Raw genomic sequence first — 18,064 nt, forward strand, 5'->3', positions numbered from 1 at the left:
GATGGAAGAAGCATACTTAGCGCTAGGAAAAAAGATTTTAGAAGAAGGTCATTTTAAAGAAGACCGTACAGGAACTGGGACGTATAGTTTATTTGGCTATCAAATGCGTTTTGATTTGGCCAAAGGATTTCCCTTACTAACAACCAAACGAGTACCGTTTGGCTTGATTAAAAGTGAGTTATTGTGGTTTTTAAAAGGCGACACGAATATTCGTTATTTGTTAGAGCGAAATAATCATATTTGGGATGAATGGGCGTTCGAACGTTACGTAAAAAGCGCAGATTATCAAGGACCAGACATGACGGATTTTGGGCATCGTGTCTTACAAGATCCAGCATTTGCAGAACAATACAAAGAAGAACATCAAAAATTCTGTGACGCCATTTTAAATGATGCAGAGTTTGCAGAAAAATATGGTGAATTAGGGAATATTTATGGTGCGCAATGGCGTCACTGGGAAACCAAAGATGGTAGCTTTATTGATCAATTAGCTAATGTGATTGAAATGATTAAAACCAATCCTGATTCTCGCCGTTTAATTGTTTCCGCTTGGAATCCAGAAGATGTGCCTTCAATGGCGTTGCCGCCTTGTCACACTATGTTTCAATTTTATGTAAATGAAGGAAAATTAAGCTGTCAACTTTATCAGCGCAGTGCCGATGTTTTTTTAGGTGTTCCTTTTAACATTGCAAGCTATGCTTTATTGACACATCTGATTGCGCATGAAACAGGTTTAGAAGTGGGGGAGTTTGTACACACGCTAGGAGATGCCCACTTATATCAAAATCATGTGGAACAAATGCAAGAACAATTATCACGAGAAGTTCGTTCTTTCCCAACGCTCGTTTTGAATCCAGACAAGGCTTCTGTTTTTGATTTTGATATGGAAGATATTAAAGTAGAAGGCTATGACCCACATCCAACGATTAAAGCGCCGATTGCCGTATAAAAAAGGAGAGAGAAGCTATGTTAGCAGCTATTTGGGCCCAAGATGAACAAGGAGTGATTGGGAAAGAAGGCAAATTGCCTTGGTATTTACCCAACGACTTGAAATTTTTCAAGGAAAAAACAATTCATAATACATTGGTTTTAGGACGTGCTACCTTCGAAGGCATGGGATGCCGTCCGTTACCAAATCGAACAACGATTGTTCTTACCAGCAATCCAGATTACCAAGCTGAAGGCGTTTTGGTTATGCATTCCGTAGAGGAAATTCTTGCATATGCTGACAACTATGAAGGCGTGACCGTTATTGGTGGAGGTTCTGTCGTTTTTAAAGAACTGATTCCCGCATGCGATGTCTTATATCGGACGATGATTCATGAAACGTTTGAAGGCGACACCTTCTTTCCAGAAATTGACTGGTCTGTTTGGGAAAAAGTTGCCACTGTTCCCGGCGTCGTGGACGAGAAAAATCTCTATGCACATGACTATGAAACGTATCATCGAAACGATAAATAATAAAATGAAGGGAGGCATGAGCAATGCCGACATTGAAAGAAAAAATTATTCAAGAGAGTCAACGTTTAGGCATCGATAAAATCGGCTTTACTCATGCTGAACCATTTATTGAATTAGAAGATTCTCTGCATGAACAACGAGAGCGAGGATATAATTCGGGCTTTGAACATCAAAATGTGGAAGAACGAATCTACCCAGAAAAAACATTTGAGCATCCTAAAAGTATTATCTCCATTGCTTTAGCTTATCCCACCAAAGCTCAGGAAAAAATGCCTAGAGATGAAAAGCGTGGACAGTTTGCGCGAGCTTCTTGGGGGATTGATTATCATCATATTTTACAGGATCGGTTACAAAAATTAATTGCTTTTATTGAAGAGCAAGCTGCCACTGAAGCAGAAAAAGAACACTGGCGCTTTCGACCGCAAGTGGATACTGGCGAATATGTTGACACCGCTGTTGCTCAGCGGGCGGGTTTAGGATTCATTGGTAAAAATGGTCTACTGATTACCGAAGAATTTGGTTCCTTTGTATATTTAGGTGAGGTGACCACCAATATTCAATTTGAACCAGATGAACCTGTGCCAAATGGTTGTGGTGATTGTACTCGTTGTATCATAGGATGTCCTACAGGAGCATTGTTAGGGGACGGTCGAATGAATGCTCAAAAGTGTTTGTCTTATCAAACGCAAACAAAAGGCATGATGCCTGAAGAGTATCGGAAAAAAATGCGTAACGTCATTTATGGTTGCGACATTTGTCAGCTCGTTTGCCCCTACAATAAAGGAAAAGATTTTCATTTTCATGAAGAGATGGAACCAAAGATTGAGGAAGTTTATCCCAAATTAGCACCGTTATTAACTATTTCCAATAAAGAGTTTAAACAGCAATTCGGACATTTAGCAGGCTCTTGGCGTGGTAAAAAGCCGTTGCAACGGAATGCCTTAATTGCGTTAGCAAATTTGGGTGGCCGTGAAGCCATCCCACAAATTATTCTCTGTTTAAATGATCAGCGCCCCGTCATTCGCGGAACAGCTGCTTGGTCGTTAGGTCAGCTCGCAAAAAGAGAACCTGAGCAAAGTTTAGAAGCTTTAAATTATCTACTTTCTGTAGAAACTGAAGAAGAGGTTATCGAGGAAGCCCACAAGGCTATTCACTTGTTAACAAGAAAAAAAGGAAGCCGCTCAACAGAGTGACTTCCTTTTTTATTAAATGTGATTGCGATATAAACCAACAACTTTACCTAAAATTGTGACGTTATCTAAAAGAATAGGCGCTAAGGCATCATTTTCAGGTTGCAAGCGGATATGATCTACTTCTCGGAAGAATCGTTTACAGGTTGCTTCATCTTCATCGGTCATTGCGATTACGATGTCGCCATTATTGGCGTTCGATTGCTTCCGAACAATCACTTGGTCGCCATCCAGAATACCTGCGTTAATCATACTTTCTCCTCGAATCGTCAACATAAATAAAGCATTTTCTTCTGTACGTAAATCAGGAGGTAACGGGAAGAAATCTGATGCTTCTTCCACCGCTAAAATTGGTTCACCAGCAGTTACGACACCTAACATCGGAATAGTTGTCGGTTGAATCCCGATCTTTTCCAAGCCTTCTGGTGTTAATTCGATTGCTCGCGGTTTTGTTGGGTCACGTAAGATTAGACCCTTTTTTTCAAGACGAGCTAAATGTCCGTGAACGGTAGAAGTTGAGGATAAATCAACAGCCTTCCCAATTTCGCGAACGGTTGGCGGATAGCCCTTTAATTCGACTTGTTCGTATATATATTTAAGTACTTCTAATTGTCTTGTTTCTGTACGTTTCGCCAAAACCCGCACCTTCTTTCAATTGATAAAATTAGTGTACCATAAAATGCGAACGAAATCAAACAAGCGTTCGTGTTTTATAAATATCAGAATATAGTTGTTTTTTTAAGGCAGTTCTTATAATATAGACAGTGAGAGTAAGGAGGGATTTTGATGTTATCGAAAGAAAAAATTGCCCGTATAAATGAATTAGCGAATAAAGCAAAAGTGGAAGAACTTAGTGCAAAAGAAAAAGTCGAACAACAAGAATTACGTAAAGAGTATTTAGAGGCATTTCGTGGAGGGATGCGTCACCATATTGAAGGAATGAAGGTCGTGGATCAAGAAGGGACCGATGTGACTCCTGAAAAACTAAAACAAATTCAACGTGAAAAAGGACTTCACAACAGAAAGTAATTGCTTTCATTGTCGAAATAAGCTACACTATGAATAAAGGTAAAAAAAACCTAAATTAGGAGATGATTTTTTTGTTTGACAAGACAGATCAATTGGGCGTTAATACAATCCGGACATTAAGTATTGAAGCCGTACAAAAAGCGAACTCAGGACATCCTGGTTTACCAATGGGTGCTGCCCCAATGGCGTATGCACTTTGGACAAAACATTTAAAGGTGAATCCAACAACTTCTAGAAACTGGGTTGATCGTGATCGTTTTGTACTTTCAGCAGGCCACGGTTCTGCGATGTTGTACAGCTTATTACATCTATCAGGATACAACGTAACAATTGACGATTTGAAAAATTTCCGTCAATGGGATAGTAAAACACCAGGGCATCCAGAAGTGCACCACACAGATGGTGTTGAAGCAACAACGGGACCTTTAGGACAAGGGATTGCTATGGCTGTTGGTATGGCAATGGCTGAAGCACATTTAGCTGCAACTTATAATCGTGATAGTTTCCCTGTTATGGATCATTATACGTACGCAATTTGTGGTGACGGCGATTTAATGGAAGGTGTTTCTCAAGAAGCAAGTTCAATGGCTGGTCATATGAAATTAGGAAAATTAATTGTCTTGTACGATTCAAATGACATCTCATTAGATGGACCAACTTCTAAAGCCTTTACTGAAAATGTTGGTGCTCGTTATGAAGCATACGGATGGCAACATATTTTAGTTAAAGATGGCAATGATTTAGATGAAATTGAGGCTGCGATTGAAGCGGCCAAAGCTGAAACAGATAAACCAACATTGATTGAAGTTAAAACAGTCATTGGTTACGGGGCACCAAAAGAAGGAACTTCTTCCGTTCACGGCGCGCCAATTGGTGAAGAGGGCATTACAGCGGCTAAAGCTGTTTATGGTTGGGAATATCCTGACTTTACTGTGCCAGAGGAAGTCGCTGCTCGTTTTAAAGAAACGATGATTGACGAAGGCCAAAAAGCAGAAGACGCTTGGAATGAGATGTTTAAGAACTATGAACATGCGCACCCAGAATTAGCCAAACAATTTAAAGAAGCTTTTGCTAACCAATTACCTGAAGGTTGGGAACAAGAATTACCTAAATATGAACTAGGAACAAGTGCTGCAAGTCGTGTAACAAGTAAAGAAACGATTCAAGCTATTTCAAAAGTTGTTCCAAGTTTCTGGGGCGGTTCTGCCGATTTATCTGCTTCAAATAATACAATGGTTGCTGCAGAAAAAGATTTCGAACCTGGTCAATATGAAGGCCGTAATATTTGGTTTGGTGTTCGCGAATTTGCAATGGCGGCAGCAATGAACGGGATTCAATTACACGGCGGTAGCCATGTTTATGGAGGAACATTCTTTGTCTTTACTGACTACTTACGTCCAGCAATCCGTTTAGCCGCTTTACAAAAAGTTCCTGTAACTTACGTCTTAACGCATGACTCTGTTGCGGTGGGCGAAGATGGGCCAACACACGAACCAATCGAGCAATTGGCAAGTGTTCGTTGCATTCCAAATGTTCATGTGATTCGTCCAGCAGACGGCAATGAAACTGTTGCTGCTTGGAAAATTGCTATGACTTCTACGGAAACACCAACTATTTTAGTTTTAAGTCGTCAAAACTTACCTGTTTTAGAAGGAACGTTAGAACACGCTTCTGATTCTGTTCAAAAAGGTGCTTATGTATTGTCACCACAAAAAGGTGAACAACCAGCAGGGATTTTAATTGCGACTGGTTCTGAAGTAAATCTAGCAGTGGAAGCACAAGCTAAATTAGCGGAAGAAGGCATCGATGTATCTGTCGTGTCAATGCCAAGTTTTGATTTGTTTGAAAAACAATCTGCTGAATATAAAGAAAGTGTGTTACCTAAAGCTGTGACAAAACGTGTGGCGATTGAAGCTGCAGCAAGTTTTGGTTGGGAGCGCTATGTAGGGACGGAAGGTAAAACAATTACAATTGATCACTTCGGCGCTTCTGCACCTGGCGGTCTAGTTCTTGAAAAATTCGGCTTTACTCCTGAAAATGTGGTTAATACCTATAAATCACTATAAATAAACAATAAAAAACCTGAATGCTTTTGATCGCATTCAGGTTTTTTACTTCATTTCTTTTTGGGAGTGAAGAGTATAAAATGAAAAAATAATGCGAACAATTGGAACCCAATACCAGTTAAAGTAACACCGGACCAACCATAGTTTTGCCACATTAATGTACCAATCAATGAACCTAGTGAACCGCCGATGAAATAGAAAAACATAAAGACTGTATTGTTACGATTGCTGGCTTCTTCTCCCAAATTTTGCACGCGTGTTTGATTGGCTACTTGTCCGAATTGAGTACCGATATCTAAAACAATAATTGCTAAGATTAGCAAAACCACGTGTGTTCCACCTAGAAAAAGTAAGATAAAACTACCGAACTGCATCAGCAGGCCAATCAAAACAATCTTACGTTCTGGATAATAATCGGATAGACGACCAATGATGGGTGCTACGAAAGCCCCCGATAAACCAAAAATTGCTAAAATACCGACTTCTTTCGGTCCCCAATAATAAGCTGGACTACTAACAAAGAAAATTAACGTAGACCAAAAAATTGAAAAGGTTGCAAACATAAAAAAGCCATTGACAGTTGCTTCTCTTAACAAAGGTTGCGATTTGATTAGCATAGGAAGACTTTTCAAAGAACCTAAATAAGTTAATCGATTTGAAGTTTTAGTATGTATCACTGTTTTGGGCAATTTTATTTGGAGTAGAACGACCAATGCTAACACGAAGACTACGGCGATTAGGTAGACTGTTCGCCAAGAAGCTGCACTAGCAATGAAACCCGAGATCGTTCGAGACAATAAAATCCCTGTCAATAGTCCGCCCAGCATTCGACCCGTTACTTTACCACGGTTCGCTGGTCCCGCCATGACCGCAGCATAAGGAATAATAATTTGGGCGACAATAGAGAGCAACCCAATAAAAAAAGAAGAGAGTGCGAAAAGGAGAAAACTTGGTGCAAAAAACGCAGCACTTAGAGACAGCGAGGAGAGCACAGCTACGCGAATGATTAATTTGCGGCGATCAACGACATCGCCTAATGGAACCAGAAAAAGTAATCCTAGCGCATACCCTAATTGAGTCAGCATAGTAACAAAACCAATAGAACCAATACTGACTTGAAAGGCCTGAGCAATTTGGGTGCCGATTGGTTGAATATAATACATATTGGCGACCACGATCCCGCAAGTTAACGCTAATAAAAACGTCACTTGATTTGTTAAACCCGATTGTTGTTTCTTCATCTAACCACCTACATTTCTATGTAATTCATTTTGTAATACAAAAACTACACAGTAATAGTTGTTTTGACTACAAAAGCAGACTTCTCTTATAAAGTTTGTTCAAAAAGTGACAAGTCCATTAAAAAGTTTATCACAATAAATAAAGAAAAGTAAGAGGATAAATAACAAAAATCTCATCAAAGCGAAAAGAAGAAGTGGTTGTTTTCACAAGTATAGAGAGGGTTAATTAAATACAAACAAGATTTCAATTACATTACAGAAATTTTAAAACTCAAAATTTAATACGTTTATTTCTTGTTTCAATAGGAAATTAACGGTAAAATAGAAAAGTGAGATAGTGAGGAGGAAAAATGAATGAGCGAACAGTTAACAAGAAGTAGTAAACATATTCAAAAAGCTCTTAAAAAGCAAAAAGCTTATAAACGTGCTACCGCCGTTGCGGGGACTTCAATGATTTTAGCACCTGTGGTTGGTGCTGCGGTACCTGCCCAAGCAGAATCAAGCCAGCAAGCATTTATTAATGAAATCGGAAATTCAGCAGCAGCCGTTGCCAATAGCAATGATATGTATGCTTCCGTCATGATTGCTCAAGCGTTGCTAGAAAGTAGTTATGGTAGTTCTGGGTTAGCATCTGCACCAAACTATAACTTGTTTGGTGTCAAAGGAAGTTATAATGGACAATCTGTTTATATGCCAACAAAAGAATATTTAGACGGACAATGGGTGACCGTCACAGCAGCATTTAGAAGTTATAATTCTTATGCGGAATCGTTCCAAGATCATGCCAATGTTATTCGTTCCACTGCTTTTGGGGATACATACCATTATTCAGGCGTTTGGAAGAGTAATACTAGCAGTTATCGCGATGCAACAGCCGCTTTAGCTGGAAGTTATGCCACTGATCCAGGCTATGCCGAAAAATTGAATTGGTTAATTGAAGCATATAATTTAACGCAATATGATTGGGGAGCACCAGTCGCTCAAACCACTAGTTATTCAGATACAACGGGAACCGTTGATACAACAATCGATACAGCGGCTTCTGCAACAGCAACAGCAGAAACTGTAGCTAGTCAAAGTTACACTGTCGCAAACGGCGACACATTGTGGGACATTGCTGCACGTTTTGGAACGACAGTTGATAATTTAATGTCACTAAATGGATTAACATTGGATTCTGTTTTATCGGTGGGTCAAACCATCCAAATCGGTTAATTTTGCAATTATTTAGTTGAAGAAAGACCTTACAAAAGCAGTAGTTTTTGTAAGGTCTTTTATCGTGAAAATAGGTAGGGCCAGCAGCAATTATTTGATGAGTATAATCCGTTTTTTTATTTAATTTTTCACAAACTAAAATTCGTTTTTCTGGTAGAAATCGTTTTTTTGAGCTATGCTTAGAGAAAGAATTATTATATTGTTTGTAAAATTGGAGGATGTAGGATTATGACTAAAGGTTATGTAAAATCAGTAACAGAGTTAATTGGTCAAAGCCCAGTTGTGAAATTAAAACGGATGGTACCAGAAGGAGCTGCAGATGTTTTTGTTAAACTAGAGTTCTTTAATCCTGGTGGCAGTGTGAAAGATCGAATTGCTTTAAGCATGATCCAACAAGCTGAAGCAGATGGTCGCCTAAAACCTGGACAAACGATTATTGAGCCGACTAGTGGTAATACAGGCATTGGGTTAGCAATGGTAGGTGCTGCGTTGGGATATCCAGTTAAGATTGTGATGCCAGATACTATGAGTATTGAACGCCGCAAATTAATGCAAGCATATGGGGCTGATTTATTATTAACCCCTGGTGCCGAAGGAATGAAAGGGGCAATTGCAAAAGCCACAGCATTAGCAAAAGAACACGGATACTTCATGCCTTTGCAATTTAATAATCCAGCTAATCCAATGGTCCATGAACAAAAAACAGGAAAAGAAATTGTTGATGTCTTTGGTAAACGTGGCTTAGATGCGTTTGTTTCTGGTGTTGGCACTGGAGGAACCGTTACAGGAGTTGGCCATGAATTGAAACGGATTTTTCCAGATATTGAAATTGTTGCAGTAGAACCAACGGAGTCGCCTGTTTTAGAAGGTGGCGAACCAGGTCCACATAAAATCCAAGGAATAGGCGCTGGTTTTGTCCCAGACGTTTTAGACACCACCGTTTATCAAAAAGTTGCCGCTGTTTCTAGTGAAGACGCGTTAGAAACTGCTCGTTTAATGGGGCCAAAAGAAGGCATCCTTGTGGGGATTTCAGCAGGGGCAGCAATTAAAGCTGCTATTGATCTCGCAGTCGAATTAGGCGCAGGAAAACGTGTCCTAGCGCTAGTTCCAGATAACGGTGAACGTTATCTTTCGACAGCTCTTTATGAATTTTCAGAATAAAAAACATGGAAAAAGACGAGCATTTCTCTTGGTTTAGTAAAATGCTCGTTTTTTCCACGAGAATCCTACAATAATTCTTGTCAATCGTAATAAGAAATAGTATTATTTAAGAAAGATAGACAGGGGAGGGATACAAAGATGGACAACGTATTGGTTAAAAATGCACTTGCTGAATTAAAAGAAGCCAATATCCGAATTACTCCGCAACGTTATGCTATCTTGGAATATTTAATCGAAAATCATACACACCCAACAGCTGATGAAATTTATCGCGCATTAGAAGATCATTTTCCAAATATGAGTGTAGCAACGGTTTACAACAATCTACGTTTATTTACTGAAATCGGTTTCGTTCAAGAAATGAGTTATGGCGATGCATCTAGTCGTTTTGATTTTAGTTCGAAGAAACATTATCACGTGATTTGTCAAAAATGTGGTAAAATCGTTGATTTTCATTATCCAGGGTTAGAGGACGTTGAAATGGCCGCTAGTAAATTAACAGGCTTCGAAATTAATGAACATCGTTTAGAATTATATGGATTATGTCCAGACTGCCAACAAGCACAACAGGAGAATGTGTAAAAAATTACATACTGTTAAAAATTTATCAAAAGATAAGTCACTTGTCTCGGCAAATTTCACAAGCATAAGAGTTTTCACTCTTATGCTTGTTTTTTTGTATGGTTATTGACTTTTAAATTCTTAAAAACAAAAAATTAACTAGCTATTATTAAGAATTAGTAATAGTTTGTGAATTTTTTTATATGTAATTCACAAGCATAGAACTCGAATAAGCTTGATTCCTCTGATATATTTTAAACAGACAGAGGGAGACGTCACCTCTGCAAAACAAAGATTGTGAAAGAAGGGATTTACAACATGAAAGTCGTAGTCGTAGGATGTACCCATGCTGGAACTTCAGCAGTTAAAAGTATTTTAGCAAATCACCCGGAGGCCGAAGTCACTGTATATGAAAGAAATGACAATATTTCTTTCCTATCTTGCGGAATCGCCTTGTACGTTGGAGGCGTAGTTAAAAATGCTGCTGATTTATTTTATTCAAATCCAGAAGAACTGGCTTCTTTAGGAGCAACAGTGAAGATGGAACACAATGTTGAAGAAATCAACGTGGACGACAAAACTGTTACAGCGAAAAACTTACAAACGGGTGCAACAGAGACCGTTTCTTATGATAAATTAGTGATGACAACTGGTTCTTGGCCAATTATTCCACCAATTCCAGGAATTGATGCTGAAAATATTTTATTATGTAAGAACTATTCACAAGCCAACGTGATTATCGAAAAAGCGAAAGATGCCAAACGTGTCGTTGTCGTTGGAGGCGGTTATATTGGTATTGAATTAGTAGAAGCTTTTGTAGAATCAGGGAAACAAGTCACTTTAGTTGACGGATTAGACCGCATTTTAAATAAATATTTAGATAAGCCATTCACAGATGTTTTAGAAAAAGAATTAGTTGATCGTGGCGTTAATTTAGCTTTAGGTGAAAATGTCCAACAATTCGTAGCGGATGAGCAAGGCAAAGTGGCAAAAGTTATTACACCAAGTCAAGAATTTGAAGCAGACATGGTGATTATGTGTGTTGGTTTCCGTCCAAATACAGAATTATTAAAAGATAAAGTTGACATGTTACCAAATGGTGCAATTGAAGTCAATGAGTATATGCAAACAAGCAATCCTGATATTTTTGCTGCGGGTGATAGTGCAGTTGTTCACTACAACCCAAGTCAAACAAAAAATTACATCCCGTTAGCAACGAATGCTGTCCGTCAAGGTATGCTAGTAGGTCGTAATTTGACTGAACAAAAATTGGCTTATCGTGGCACACAAGGAACTTCTGGTTTATATTTATTCGGTTGGAAAATTGGTTCCACAGGTGTGACAAAAGAAAGTGCCAAATTAAACGGACTGGATGTCGAAGCGACTGTTTTCGAAGATAACTATCGTCCAGAGTTTATGCCAACAACTGAAAAAGTTCTGATGGAATTAGTCTATGAAAAAGGAACACAACGCATTGTTGGTGGTCAATTGATGTCTAAATATGATATCACACAATCTGCCAATACTTTATCATTAGCGGTCCAAAATAAAATGACTGTCGAAGATTTAGCGATTTCTGATTTCTTCTTCCAACCACATTTTGATCGCCCATGGAACTACTTAAACTTATTAGCCCAAGCTGCTTTAGAAAATATGTAATTAATAAGAGAAAAAGGATGAAGAACCTCCGTTCTTCATCCTTTTTGTTAGTCACTAAGCGCTCCAGTTGTTTGGTTCATTAATGCCATTAATTGCTCTTTCGTTGTTCGTTTGACAGAAAGAGGGGGGAGATTATCTAAAGAAAAATAAGCACAATTCGAGGTTTCAACGTTTTTTTCAAAGGGATGATTTTCTAGAATGTCACAAGAAAAGATCATTTTATAGTACTGAAATAGTTGAGGAATGTCTTTTCGTTTATCTGTATCATAAACAGCAAGCAATTCTTTTGCTGTAACAACTAAGCCAGTTTCTTCCAATACTTCTTTTTCAATATTTTCTTTAGGGGAGCAGCCAATTTCGGCATAGCCACCAGGTAATGACCATTCTTTGGTCCGTAAATCTTCAACTAATAAAAAACGATTCTCTTTTTTTATCAAACCACGCACATCTACTTTCGGTGTTGGATAACCTTCCTCTTTAGTTAAGATTTTTTCTAAGTCGGACAAAACAGTCGCTTCGGGTCCGGTTGCGCTAATAAGTTGTAACGTAAGTTCTCGTAGTTCTTGGTAACGTTCTTGATCAAAAGCATCTTTCCCGTAAAAAAGACCTGCATCCGCCAATGCTAGCAACCGTTTATAGGTGTTCAGATAATCCATATACGCACGCTCCTCATAGACTTAATACGTTTAGTTTAACAGAAAAAAACAAAGGAAGGGCAGATTTAGCGAGAAAAGGCGTCGTTTTAAGGAAATAATAAAGAATAAATGACTAACTTACATTTTTAAACTACCTATGCTATTATTTAATAAAAAGGATTGAGTATACAATAATTTTGTTATGTAAACAAAAAGGAGGTTGTAAATTGAAAGAATTTACAATTATGAGGGAAAAAAATGCAGATAAAAAGACTCAGACAGCACAAGAGGTATTGTTTAATCTTCCAGAATGGTTTGGTCTTGAAAAAGAGACCCGTAAGTATATCGATTTAGCTAGCACTTTACCTATGTGGGTGGCAAAGGATATAGAGAATAAAATACTTGGTTTTATAACACTTTCAGAAACAAGTAAAGATACAGTAGAAATCCATTGTCTGGCAGTTAAAAAGCGGTATCATCGCAAAGGTATCGGCAAGTTATTGATAGAAAGCGTGGAAACGTATTCTAAAAATAACTATTTTTTTATTCAAGTCAAAACAGTTGACGAAGGAAATTATTCCGTGTACGATCATACTATTCGTTTTTACGAATCATTGGGTTTTAAGCGCCTGGAGGTTTTTCCGACATTATGGGACGCTTGGAATCCTTGTTTAATTTTAATTAAACAGTTGATTTAATCTACAAAGGAGTTTTAGTATGTCAGTATTTATTAGAGAGTGTACCGTCGCAGACGTACCAGAATTAGAGGCCATTTGCCAAGAGACTTTTGCAGATACTTATGGAGATGGCGAAAACGAAGAGGATTTACAGGCACATTTTGAGAGGAAATTTAGTCCAGCAGTTTTAGAAAGCGAAATCTTACATAAAGATTCGCAATATTTCTTTGCTTTTTATAATAATGAACTTGCAGGTTATGTGAAATTAAATCACGGTGATGCTCAGATTACCTATCAACATCCACAAGCGTTACAAGTTGAGCGCATTTATATTCGTAAATCTTTTAAGCGTTTAGGCTTAGGCAAACATTTGATTACGAAAGCAATTGAATTAGCAGAAGAAGCAGAAAAAGAGACGGTTTGGCTAGGTGTTTGGGAACATAATCATCCAGCGCAAAAATTTTATCAATCATTGGGCTTCGTCAAAACAGATGAACATGATTTTTATATGGGAAATGAACGCCATACCGATTATACAATGACGAAACAGTTAAAAGAGTCAACGTAAAGCAAAAACAAGGAAACGGACGCAATGAAGCCGACGATTCCTTGTTTTTTTATCTTAAAATTGTGAAGGAGATTTTCCATAATATTTTTTGAATAATTTACTGAAATGATAGGCATCTTCGTAACCAACCGTTTTTGCTACTTCTTTGACACTTAAGGAATCATTTTTCAGCAATTCTTTCGCATGGTTTAAGCGGATTTGAATTAAATAATTGATTGGTCCAACGCCTGTGGCCGCTTTAAATGTTTTCGACAAATAAGTCGGGGTAACATATAACATTTCAGCTAACTGTTCCAAAGTTATTTCTTCGTCATGGTGGGTTTCCAGATAATAAATCGTATGATTGACTAAATTTCGTTTTCTTTTTTCCGTTTTCGATAGCCGAGTTTCAATTTTATTTTCTTGATCAACTGCTAAGCTTCTTAAAATATAAACCAATAGTTCAATAACTAAAGCTTTAATTTGTAACGCTGATTCAACTTCTTGATGGTTTAATTCATGAACAATTTGCCAAGCTTTTTCTAAAAAAGTACCATGTAAATGACTTAAATCTAATAAAGCTGATTTATTTGGAAATACGTTTCGCGCTAAGCCTTCTAAATAGAGATTTGAAATGCCAATGTGTAGTTGATGTGAGTAAGTTCCTGCTTTTTGTTGCTCACCATGCTCCGTTCGCGGATTAAAAAGAAACACCGTACCAGCAGTGGCATGGTACTGTTGCTCTTGCACAATATATTCAGATTCACCTTCTAAAAGAATAGATATTTCCAGAAATTCATGATGATGGCAATTATAAGGGTGGGTCTCTTCGTTCCAAGGATCGAAGGCATATAAAATTTCAGGATTAAACGTTCGACTATTTGTGTAGTTCATAAAAAATCACTCCTACTTGTATCCGCTTTCTATACTATATTGTACATCAAAATATACAAGAATGCCCATTTCTTTTCCTATAAAAAAACAGTAATCTTATACACGTCCATAAAAACAAGAGAGAGTAGGGGAGAAAATGAATAGTTTTGAATGGATTTGGCAATATGCTAAAAAGAATAAGAATAAGTTACTGCTAGCTGTTATTTTTGTCGTTATTAACGCTATTTTAATTGTTATTATTCCATTGTTATCTGGCAGAATCGTAGACCAAGTAATCAATCAGGGGAAAACTGAAGAGCTTGTCCCAATTCTTGGGATTATGATTGGGGTAACCGTTATTCGGACAGTTGTTCGTTATAGTTATCAAGTCTTATTTGAATCGGTTGGACAATCTGCGTTATTTGACTTAAGAAAAGATATGTATGTCAAACTTCAAGAATTAGATTTTGATTTCTTTAATCATACACGTGTTGGCGACATTATGGCGCGAATGACAGGGGATACAGATGCTATCCGCCATTTTGTTTCTTGGGTAACTTATAATCTTTTAGAATGTATTTTATGGTTCATCGCAGCCGTGATTGTGATGGGGACGATCAATTGGCAATTGATGCTGGCATTAATTTTAATTACACCTTTGATTTTTGTATTAACACAAAAGATGTCGAAGGAATCGCATCCGGTATTTTTTGAGATTCGGGAAAGTTTTTCTCGGTTAAATTCGATGGTTGAAGAAAACATTGGTGGAAATCGAGTGGTTAAAGCTTTTTCTCAAGAACCTTATGAAATTGAAAAGTTTAACAAACACAATGAAGACTATAAAAAATGGAACATGGCTTCTGCGGATGTCTCTAAAAAATATTTACCGTGGTTAGATGGTTTTGCAGGCAGTTTAAATGTTATTGCCTTAGTTCTTGGTGGACTCTTTGTGATTCAAGGTCGGATGACAATTGGTGATTTAGTGGCCTTTAACGGCTTTCTCTGGATGTTGAACATGCCGATGCGAATGAGTGGCTGGTTGATCAATGATGTCCAACGCTTTACGGCATCGTCCATTAAAATTCGTCAGTTATTAGCAACGAAACCGAAGATTCCCATTGCTCGGGAAAAAGAAGCAAAACCAATCCAAGGCTATGTGACGTTTGAACACGTGTCCTTTCATTTTTCAGATGATCCAGAAACCCCCATTTTATCGGATGTTTCATTTTCAGCAAAACCTGGTGAAACAATTGGTATTTTAGGGGAAACTGGCTCAGGCAAAACCACTTTAGTTAACTTAATCGCTCGGTTCTATGATCCAACAAAAGGGACTGTTTATATTGATGGAAAAGATGCTAAAAGCTATTCTGTTCGTAAATTGCGAGAAAATATCTCCATGGTTATGCAAGATGTCTTTCTTTTTTCCAATACGATAGAAGATAACATTGCTTTTGGTAATGCACTGGCTAACTTGGAACAAGTGCAAATGATGGCTGAAATTGCTGATGCCCATAGCTTTATTTCCAGAATGCCCGAAGGTTACGCAACAATTGTTGGTGAACGCGGCGTTGGCTTATCTGGTGGCCAAAAACAGCGGATTTCACTGGCTCGTGCTTTAACTAAAGATCCAGCTATTTTAATTTTAGATGACACAACTTCAGCTGTTGATATGGAAACAGAATCAAAAATCCAAAAAGAACTAGGCCGTTTGACGGAAAAGAAAACAACATTTATTATTGCCCACCGAATTTCTTCTGTGAGAGAGGCCAATTTAATTTTGATGATGGAAAAAGGCCGTGTGGTAGAAAGCGGTACGCATAGCGAATTAGTCGAACAAAGAGGCAAATATTTTGACGTATATCAAAAACAATTAGGTCTGACAAAGGAAGGTGAGTCGCGTGGCTAGAAATACGTTTGATGTGGATGAGACTTTAGAAAAAGAATTTAATTGGTCCCATTATAAACGATTAGGCGCCTATATTAAGCCTTACAAAAAAGCTGTTTTTAAAACGTTATTTGTCATCATATTAGCTAATCTTGCAAGTATGTTAGGCCCTTACTTTACTAAAATTGCGATTGACCAAGTAATTCCACAAAAGAATCTCTCGTTACTCTTGATACTAGGGGCTATTTTCCTATTTTCTTTGGTGATTATTGGTTGGTGTATGCGGTATCGAATATATGCCATCACAGAAATTGGACAAGATATTTTAAAAGATATGCGTTTTTCAATTTTTGAGCATCTACAAAAATTACCATTTTCTTATTTTGACAGTCGGCCGCACGGAAAAATCTTAATTCGGGTGGTCAATTACATCAATACGTTAAGTGATTTACTAAGTAACGGACTGATAAATTTAATTTCTGATTTATTTAATGTGCTTATTACCTTAATTTTCATGTTATTTATTGATGTGAAATTAACCTTGTACAGTTTGCTGCTATTGCCTGTGTTGTTCGTGATGGTTCTGTTTATCCAAGGGAAACAACGGAAAGCTTACCAAGAGCTTAGCAATAAACAATCAAACTTAAATGCCTATATTCACGAAAGTATTGCAGGAATTAAAATTACACAATCTTTTGCACGAGAAGATGAAAATTTCCAGATTTTTAACGAGGTAAGCGAAGAATATCGTCAATCTTTTATGAAAGCTGTGCGTGTCCAATATTTGCTATGGCCAGCAGTTCAAAATATATCCGTCATTACGACTTGTTTTATCTATTTTGTAGGAATCCGTCAATTAGGTGTGTCCGTTACCACTGGGACGCTAATTGCTTTTATCGGTTATATCAATAACTTTTGGAATCCGGTCATCAATATTGGTAACTTCTACAATTCTCTGATTACTGCAACTGCCTATTTGGAAAGGATTTTTGAAACAATGGATGTTGTTCCAGAAATTCAAGATGCGCCGAATGCTATTGAGTTGCCGCCAATTAAAGGAACCGTCGACTTTCAGCATGTTTATTTCCGTTATGAAGAAGGAAAAAATATTTTGACCGATGTTAGTTTTCATATTGAGCCAGGACAAACAATCGCCTTGGTTGGGCCAACAGGTGCGGGTAAAACAACAATCATCAATTTGTTAAGTCGTTTTTATGATGTGAATGAAGGGGCCGTTAAAATTGATGGTTATGATGTTCGCGATGTGACACTCCGTTCGCTAAGAAAACAAATGGGGGTAATGCTTCAAGATACGTTTATTTTTTCAGGAACGATCATTGAAAACATTCGGTACGGAAATTTAGCAGCCACAGAGGAAGAAGTTATCCAAGCCGCAAAAATTGTTCGTGCGCACGACTTTATCAAGGATTTAAAAGATGGCTATGAAACAGTTGTGGAAGAGCGGGGTAGTACACTTTCAGCAGGACAACGCCAATTAATTTCATTTGCTCGTGCTTTACTGGCAGATCCCAAAATTTTAATTTTAGACGAAGCAACCTCCAGTATTGATACAAAAACAGAAGAATTGTTACAAGAAGGACTACAACAACTTCTGAAAGGCCGGACATCGTTTATTATTGCTCATCGGCTTTCTACTATCAAAAATAGCGATAAAATTTTCTATATTGATGGTGGTCGTATTGTGGAAGAAGGATCTCATGATCAACTAATGGCAAAACATGCGTTATATCATCATTTATATCAATCGCAATACGACTTATTAAAGAGCTAGATGATAAAACAGAGAAAATTCTTAGTTGAATCTTTCTCTGTTTTTCTGTATCGTAACCTTAACAAAGGAAAA

17 protein-coding genes are annotated in these 18,064 nt (G+C 37.7%); 13 read left to right on the forward strand and 4 right to left on the reverse strand.

Annotated elements, in window-relative coordinates; all coding sequences use genetic code 11:
- The first annotated feature begins 1 nt into the window (after nt 1).
- The 3 genes from IGI87_RS07195 to queG are packed head-to-tail and all read left to right on the forward strand — an operon-like array spanning nt 2 to nt 2,654.
- A complete protein-coding gene (locus IGI87_RS07195) occupies nt 2-949 on the forward strand; it encodes a thymidylate synthase (RefSeq protein ID WP_002357569.1) in 948 nt (315 codons plus the stop codon).
- Between the two features lie 17 nt (nt 950-966).
- A complete protein-coding gene (gene dfr, locus IGI87_RS07200) occupies nt 967-1,461 on the forward strand; it encodes a trimethoprim-sensitive dihydrofolate reductase (protein ID WP_104854836.1) in 495 nt (164 codons plus the stop codon).
- Between the two features lie 23 nt (nt 1,462-1,484).
- On the forward strand, nt 1,485-2,654 hold the full coding sequence (gene queG / locus IGI87_RS07205) for a tRNA epoxyqueuosine(34) reductase QueG (RefSeq protein ID WP_113794029.1): 1,170 nt from the start codon (nt 1,485-1,487) through the stop codon (nt 2,652-2,654).
- 12 nt (nt 2,655-2,666) lie between these two features.
- On the opposite strand, the gene lexA is transcribed toward queG, so the two are convergent.
- Nucleotides 2,667-3,287, reverse strand: a complete 621-nt coding sequence (lexA, locus tag IGI87_RS07210) for a transcriptional repressor LexA (RefSeq protein ID WP_002357566.1) — start codon at nt 3,285-3,287, stop codon at nt 2,667-2,669.
- Nucleotides 3,288-3,437: 150 nt separating this feature from the next.
- On the opposite strand from lexA, the gene IGI87_RS07215 reads away from it, so the two are divergent.
- Both IGI87_RS07215 and tkt read left to right on the forward strand, forming a co-directional pair.
- Nucleotides 3,438-3,680, forward strand: a complete 243-nt coding sequence (locus IGI87_RS07215) for a DUF896 family protein (RefSeq protein WP_002384502.1) — start codon at nt 3,438-3,440, stop codon at nt 3,678-3,680.
- A 71-nt stretch (nt 3,681-3,751) separates the two neighbouring features.
- On the forward strand, nt 3,752-5,746 hold the full coding sequence (gene tkt, locus IGI87_RS07220; RefSeq protein ID WP_104854838.1) for a transketolase: 1,995 nt from the start codon (nt 3,752-3,754) through the stop codon (nt 5,744-5,746).
- Nucleotides 5,747-5,796: 50 nt separating this feature from the next.
- Here tkt and IGI87_RS07225 read toward each other — a convergent pair whose 3' ends face one another.
- Nucleotides 5,797-6,987: an MFS transporter gene (locus IGI87_RS07225; protein ID WP_438736548.1), complete on the reverse strand. Its 1,191-nt coding sequence runs from the start codon at nt 6,985-6,987 to the stop codon at nt 5,797-5,799.
- A 354-nt stretch (nt 6,988-7,341) separates the two neighbouring features.
- Between IGI87_RS07225 and IGI87_RS07230 the strand changes: the two genes are divergently transcribed.
- From IGI87_RS07230 to IGI87_RS07245, 4 genes are all read left to right on the forward strand, one after another.
- Nucleotides 7,342-8,202, forward strand: coding sequence for a glucosaminidase domain-containing protein (locus IGI87_RS07230; protein ID WP_002357562.1), 861 nt, complete (start codon nt 7,342-7,344; stop codon nt 8,200-8,202).
- Nucleotides 8,203-8,430: 228 nt separating this feature from the next.
- A complete protein-coding gene (gene cysK, locus IGI87_RS07235) occupies nt 8,431-9,363 on the forward strand; it encodes a cysteine synthase A (RefSeq protein ID WP_104854840.1) in 933 nt (310 codons plus the stop codon).
- A 138-nt stretch (nt 9,364-9,501) separates the two neighbouring features.
- Nucleotides 9,502-9,945, forward strand: a complete 444-nt coding sequence (locus tag IGI87_RS07240) for a Fur family transcriptional regulator (RefSeq protein ID WP_002357560.1) — start codon at nt 9,502-9,504, stop codon at nt 9,943-9,945.
- Between the two features lie 297 nt (nt 9,946-10,242).
- The gene (locus IGI87_RS07245) at nt 10,243-11,583 is read left to right on the forward strand and encodes an NADH oxidase (protein WP_002361833.1); all 1,341 of its coding nucleotides are present in this window, start codon (nt 10,243-10,245) and stop codon (nt 11,581-11,583) included.
- A 47-nt stretch (nt 11,584-11,630) separates the two neighbouring features.
- On the opposite strand, the gene IGI87_RS07250 is transcribed toward IGI87_RS07245, so the two are convergent.
- Entirely contained in the window at nt 11,631-12,239 is a 609-nt protein-coding gene (locus IGI87_RS07250) for an NUDIX hydrolase N-terminal domain-containing protein (RefSeq protein WP_113794036.1), read from the reverse strand.
- A gap of 224 nt (nt 12,240-12,463) precedes the next feature.
- Here IGI87_RS07250 and IGI87_RS07255 point away from each other — a divergent pair, with 224 nt between their 5' ends.
- Both IGI87_RS07255 and IGI87_RS07260 read left to right on the forward strand, forming a co-directional pair.
- Nucleotides 12,464-12,916 carry a GNAT family N-acetyltransferase gene (locus tag IGI87_RS07255; protein ID WP_280211105.1) on the forward strand — a complete coding sequence of 151 codons (453 nt, stop codon included), beginning with the start codon at nt 12,464-12,466 and terminating at the stop codon, nt 12,914-12,916.
- A gap of 19 nt (nt 12,917-12,935) precedes the next feature.
- Nucleotides 12,936-13,463, forward strand: coding sequence for a GNAT family N-acetyltransferase (locus IGI87_RS07260; RefSeq protein WP_104854842.1), 528 nt, complete (start codon nt 12,936-12,938; stop codon nt 13,461-13,463).
- 54 nt (nt 13,464-13,517) lie between these two features.
- Here IGI87_RS07260 and IGI87_RS07265 read toward each other — a convergent pair whose 3' ends face one another.
- On the reverse strand, nt 13,518-14,336 hold the full coding sequence (locus IGI87_RS07265) for a helix-turn-helix transcriptional regulator (protein WP_104854843.1): 819 nt from the start codon (nt 14,334-14,336) through the stop codon (nt 13,518-13,520).
- A gap of 136 nt (nt 14,337-14,472) precedes the next feature.
- Between IGI87_RS07265 and IGI87_RS07270 the strand changes: the two genes are divergently transcribed.
- Nucleotides 14,473-16,221 (forward strand): ABC transporter ATP-binding protein, encoded by a 1,749-nt coding sequence (locus IGI87_RS07270; RefSeq protein WP_438736549.1) that lies wholly within the window; start codon nt 14,473-14,475, stop codon nt 16,219-16,221.
- A complete protein-coding gene (locus IGI87_RS07275) occupies nt 16,214-17,992 on the forward strand; it encodes an ABC transporter ATP-binding protein (protein WP_104854845.1) in 1,779 nt (592 codons plus the stop codon). The genes IGI87_RS07270 and IGI87_RS07275 overlap by 8 nt, the downstream gene beginning before the upstream one ends.
- Nucleotides 17,993-18,064: the final 72 nt, after the last annotated feature.

Source organism: Enterococcus sp. DIV1444a, assembly GCF_051712125.1.
GTDB classification, from domain to species: Bacteria; Bacillota; Bacilli; order Lactobacillales; family Enterococcaceae; genus Enterococcus; species Enterococcus faecalis.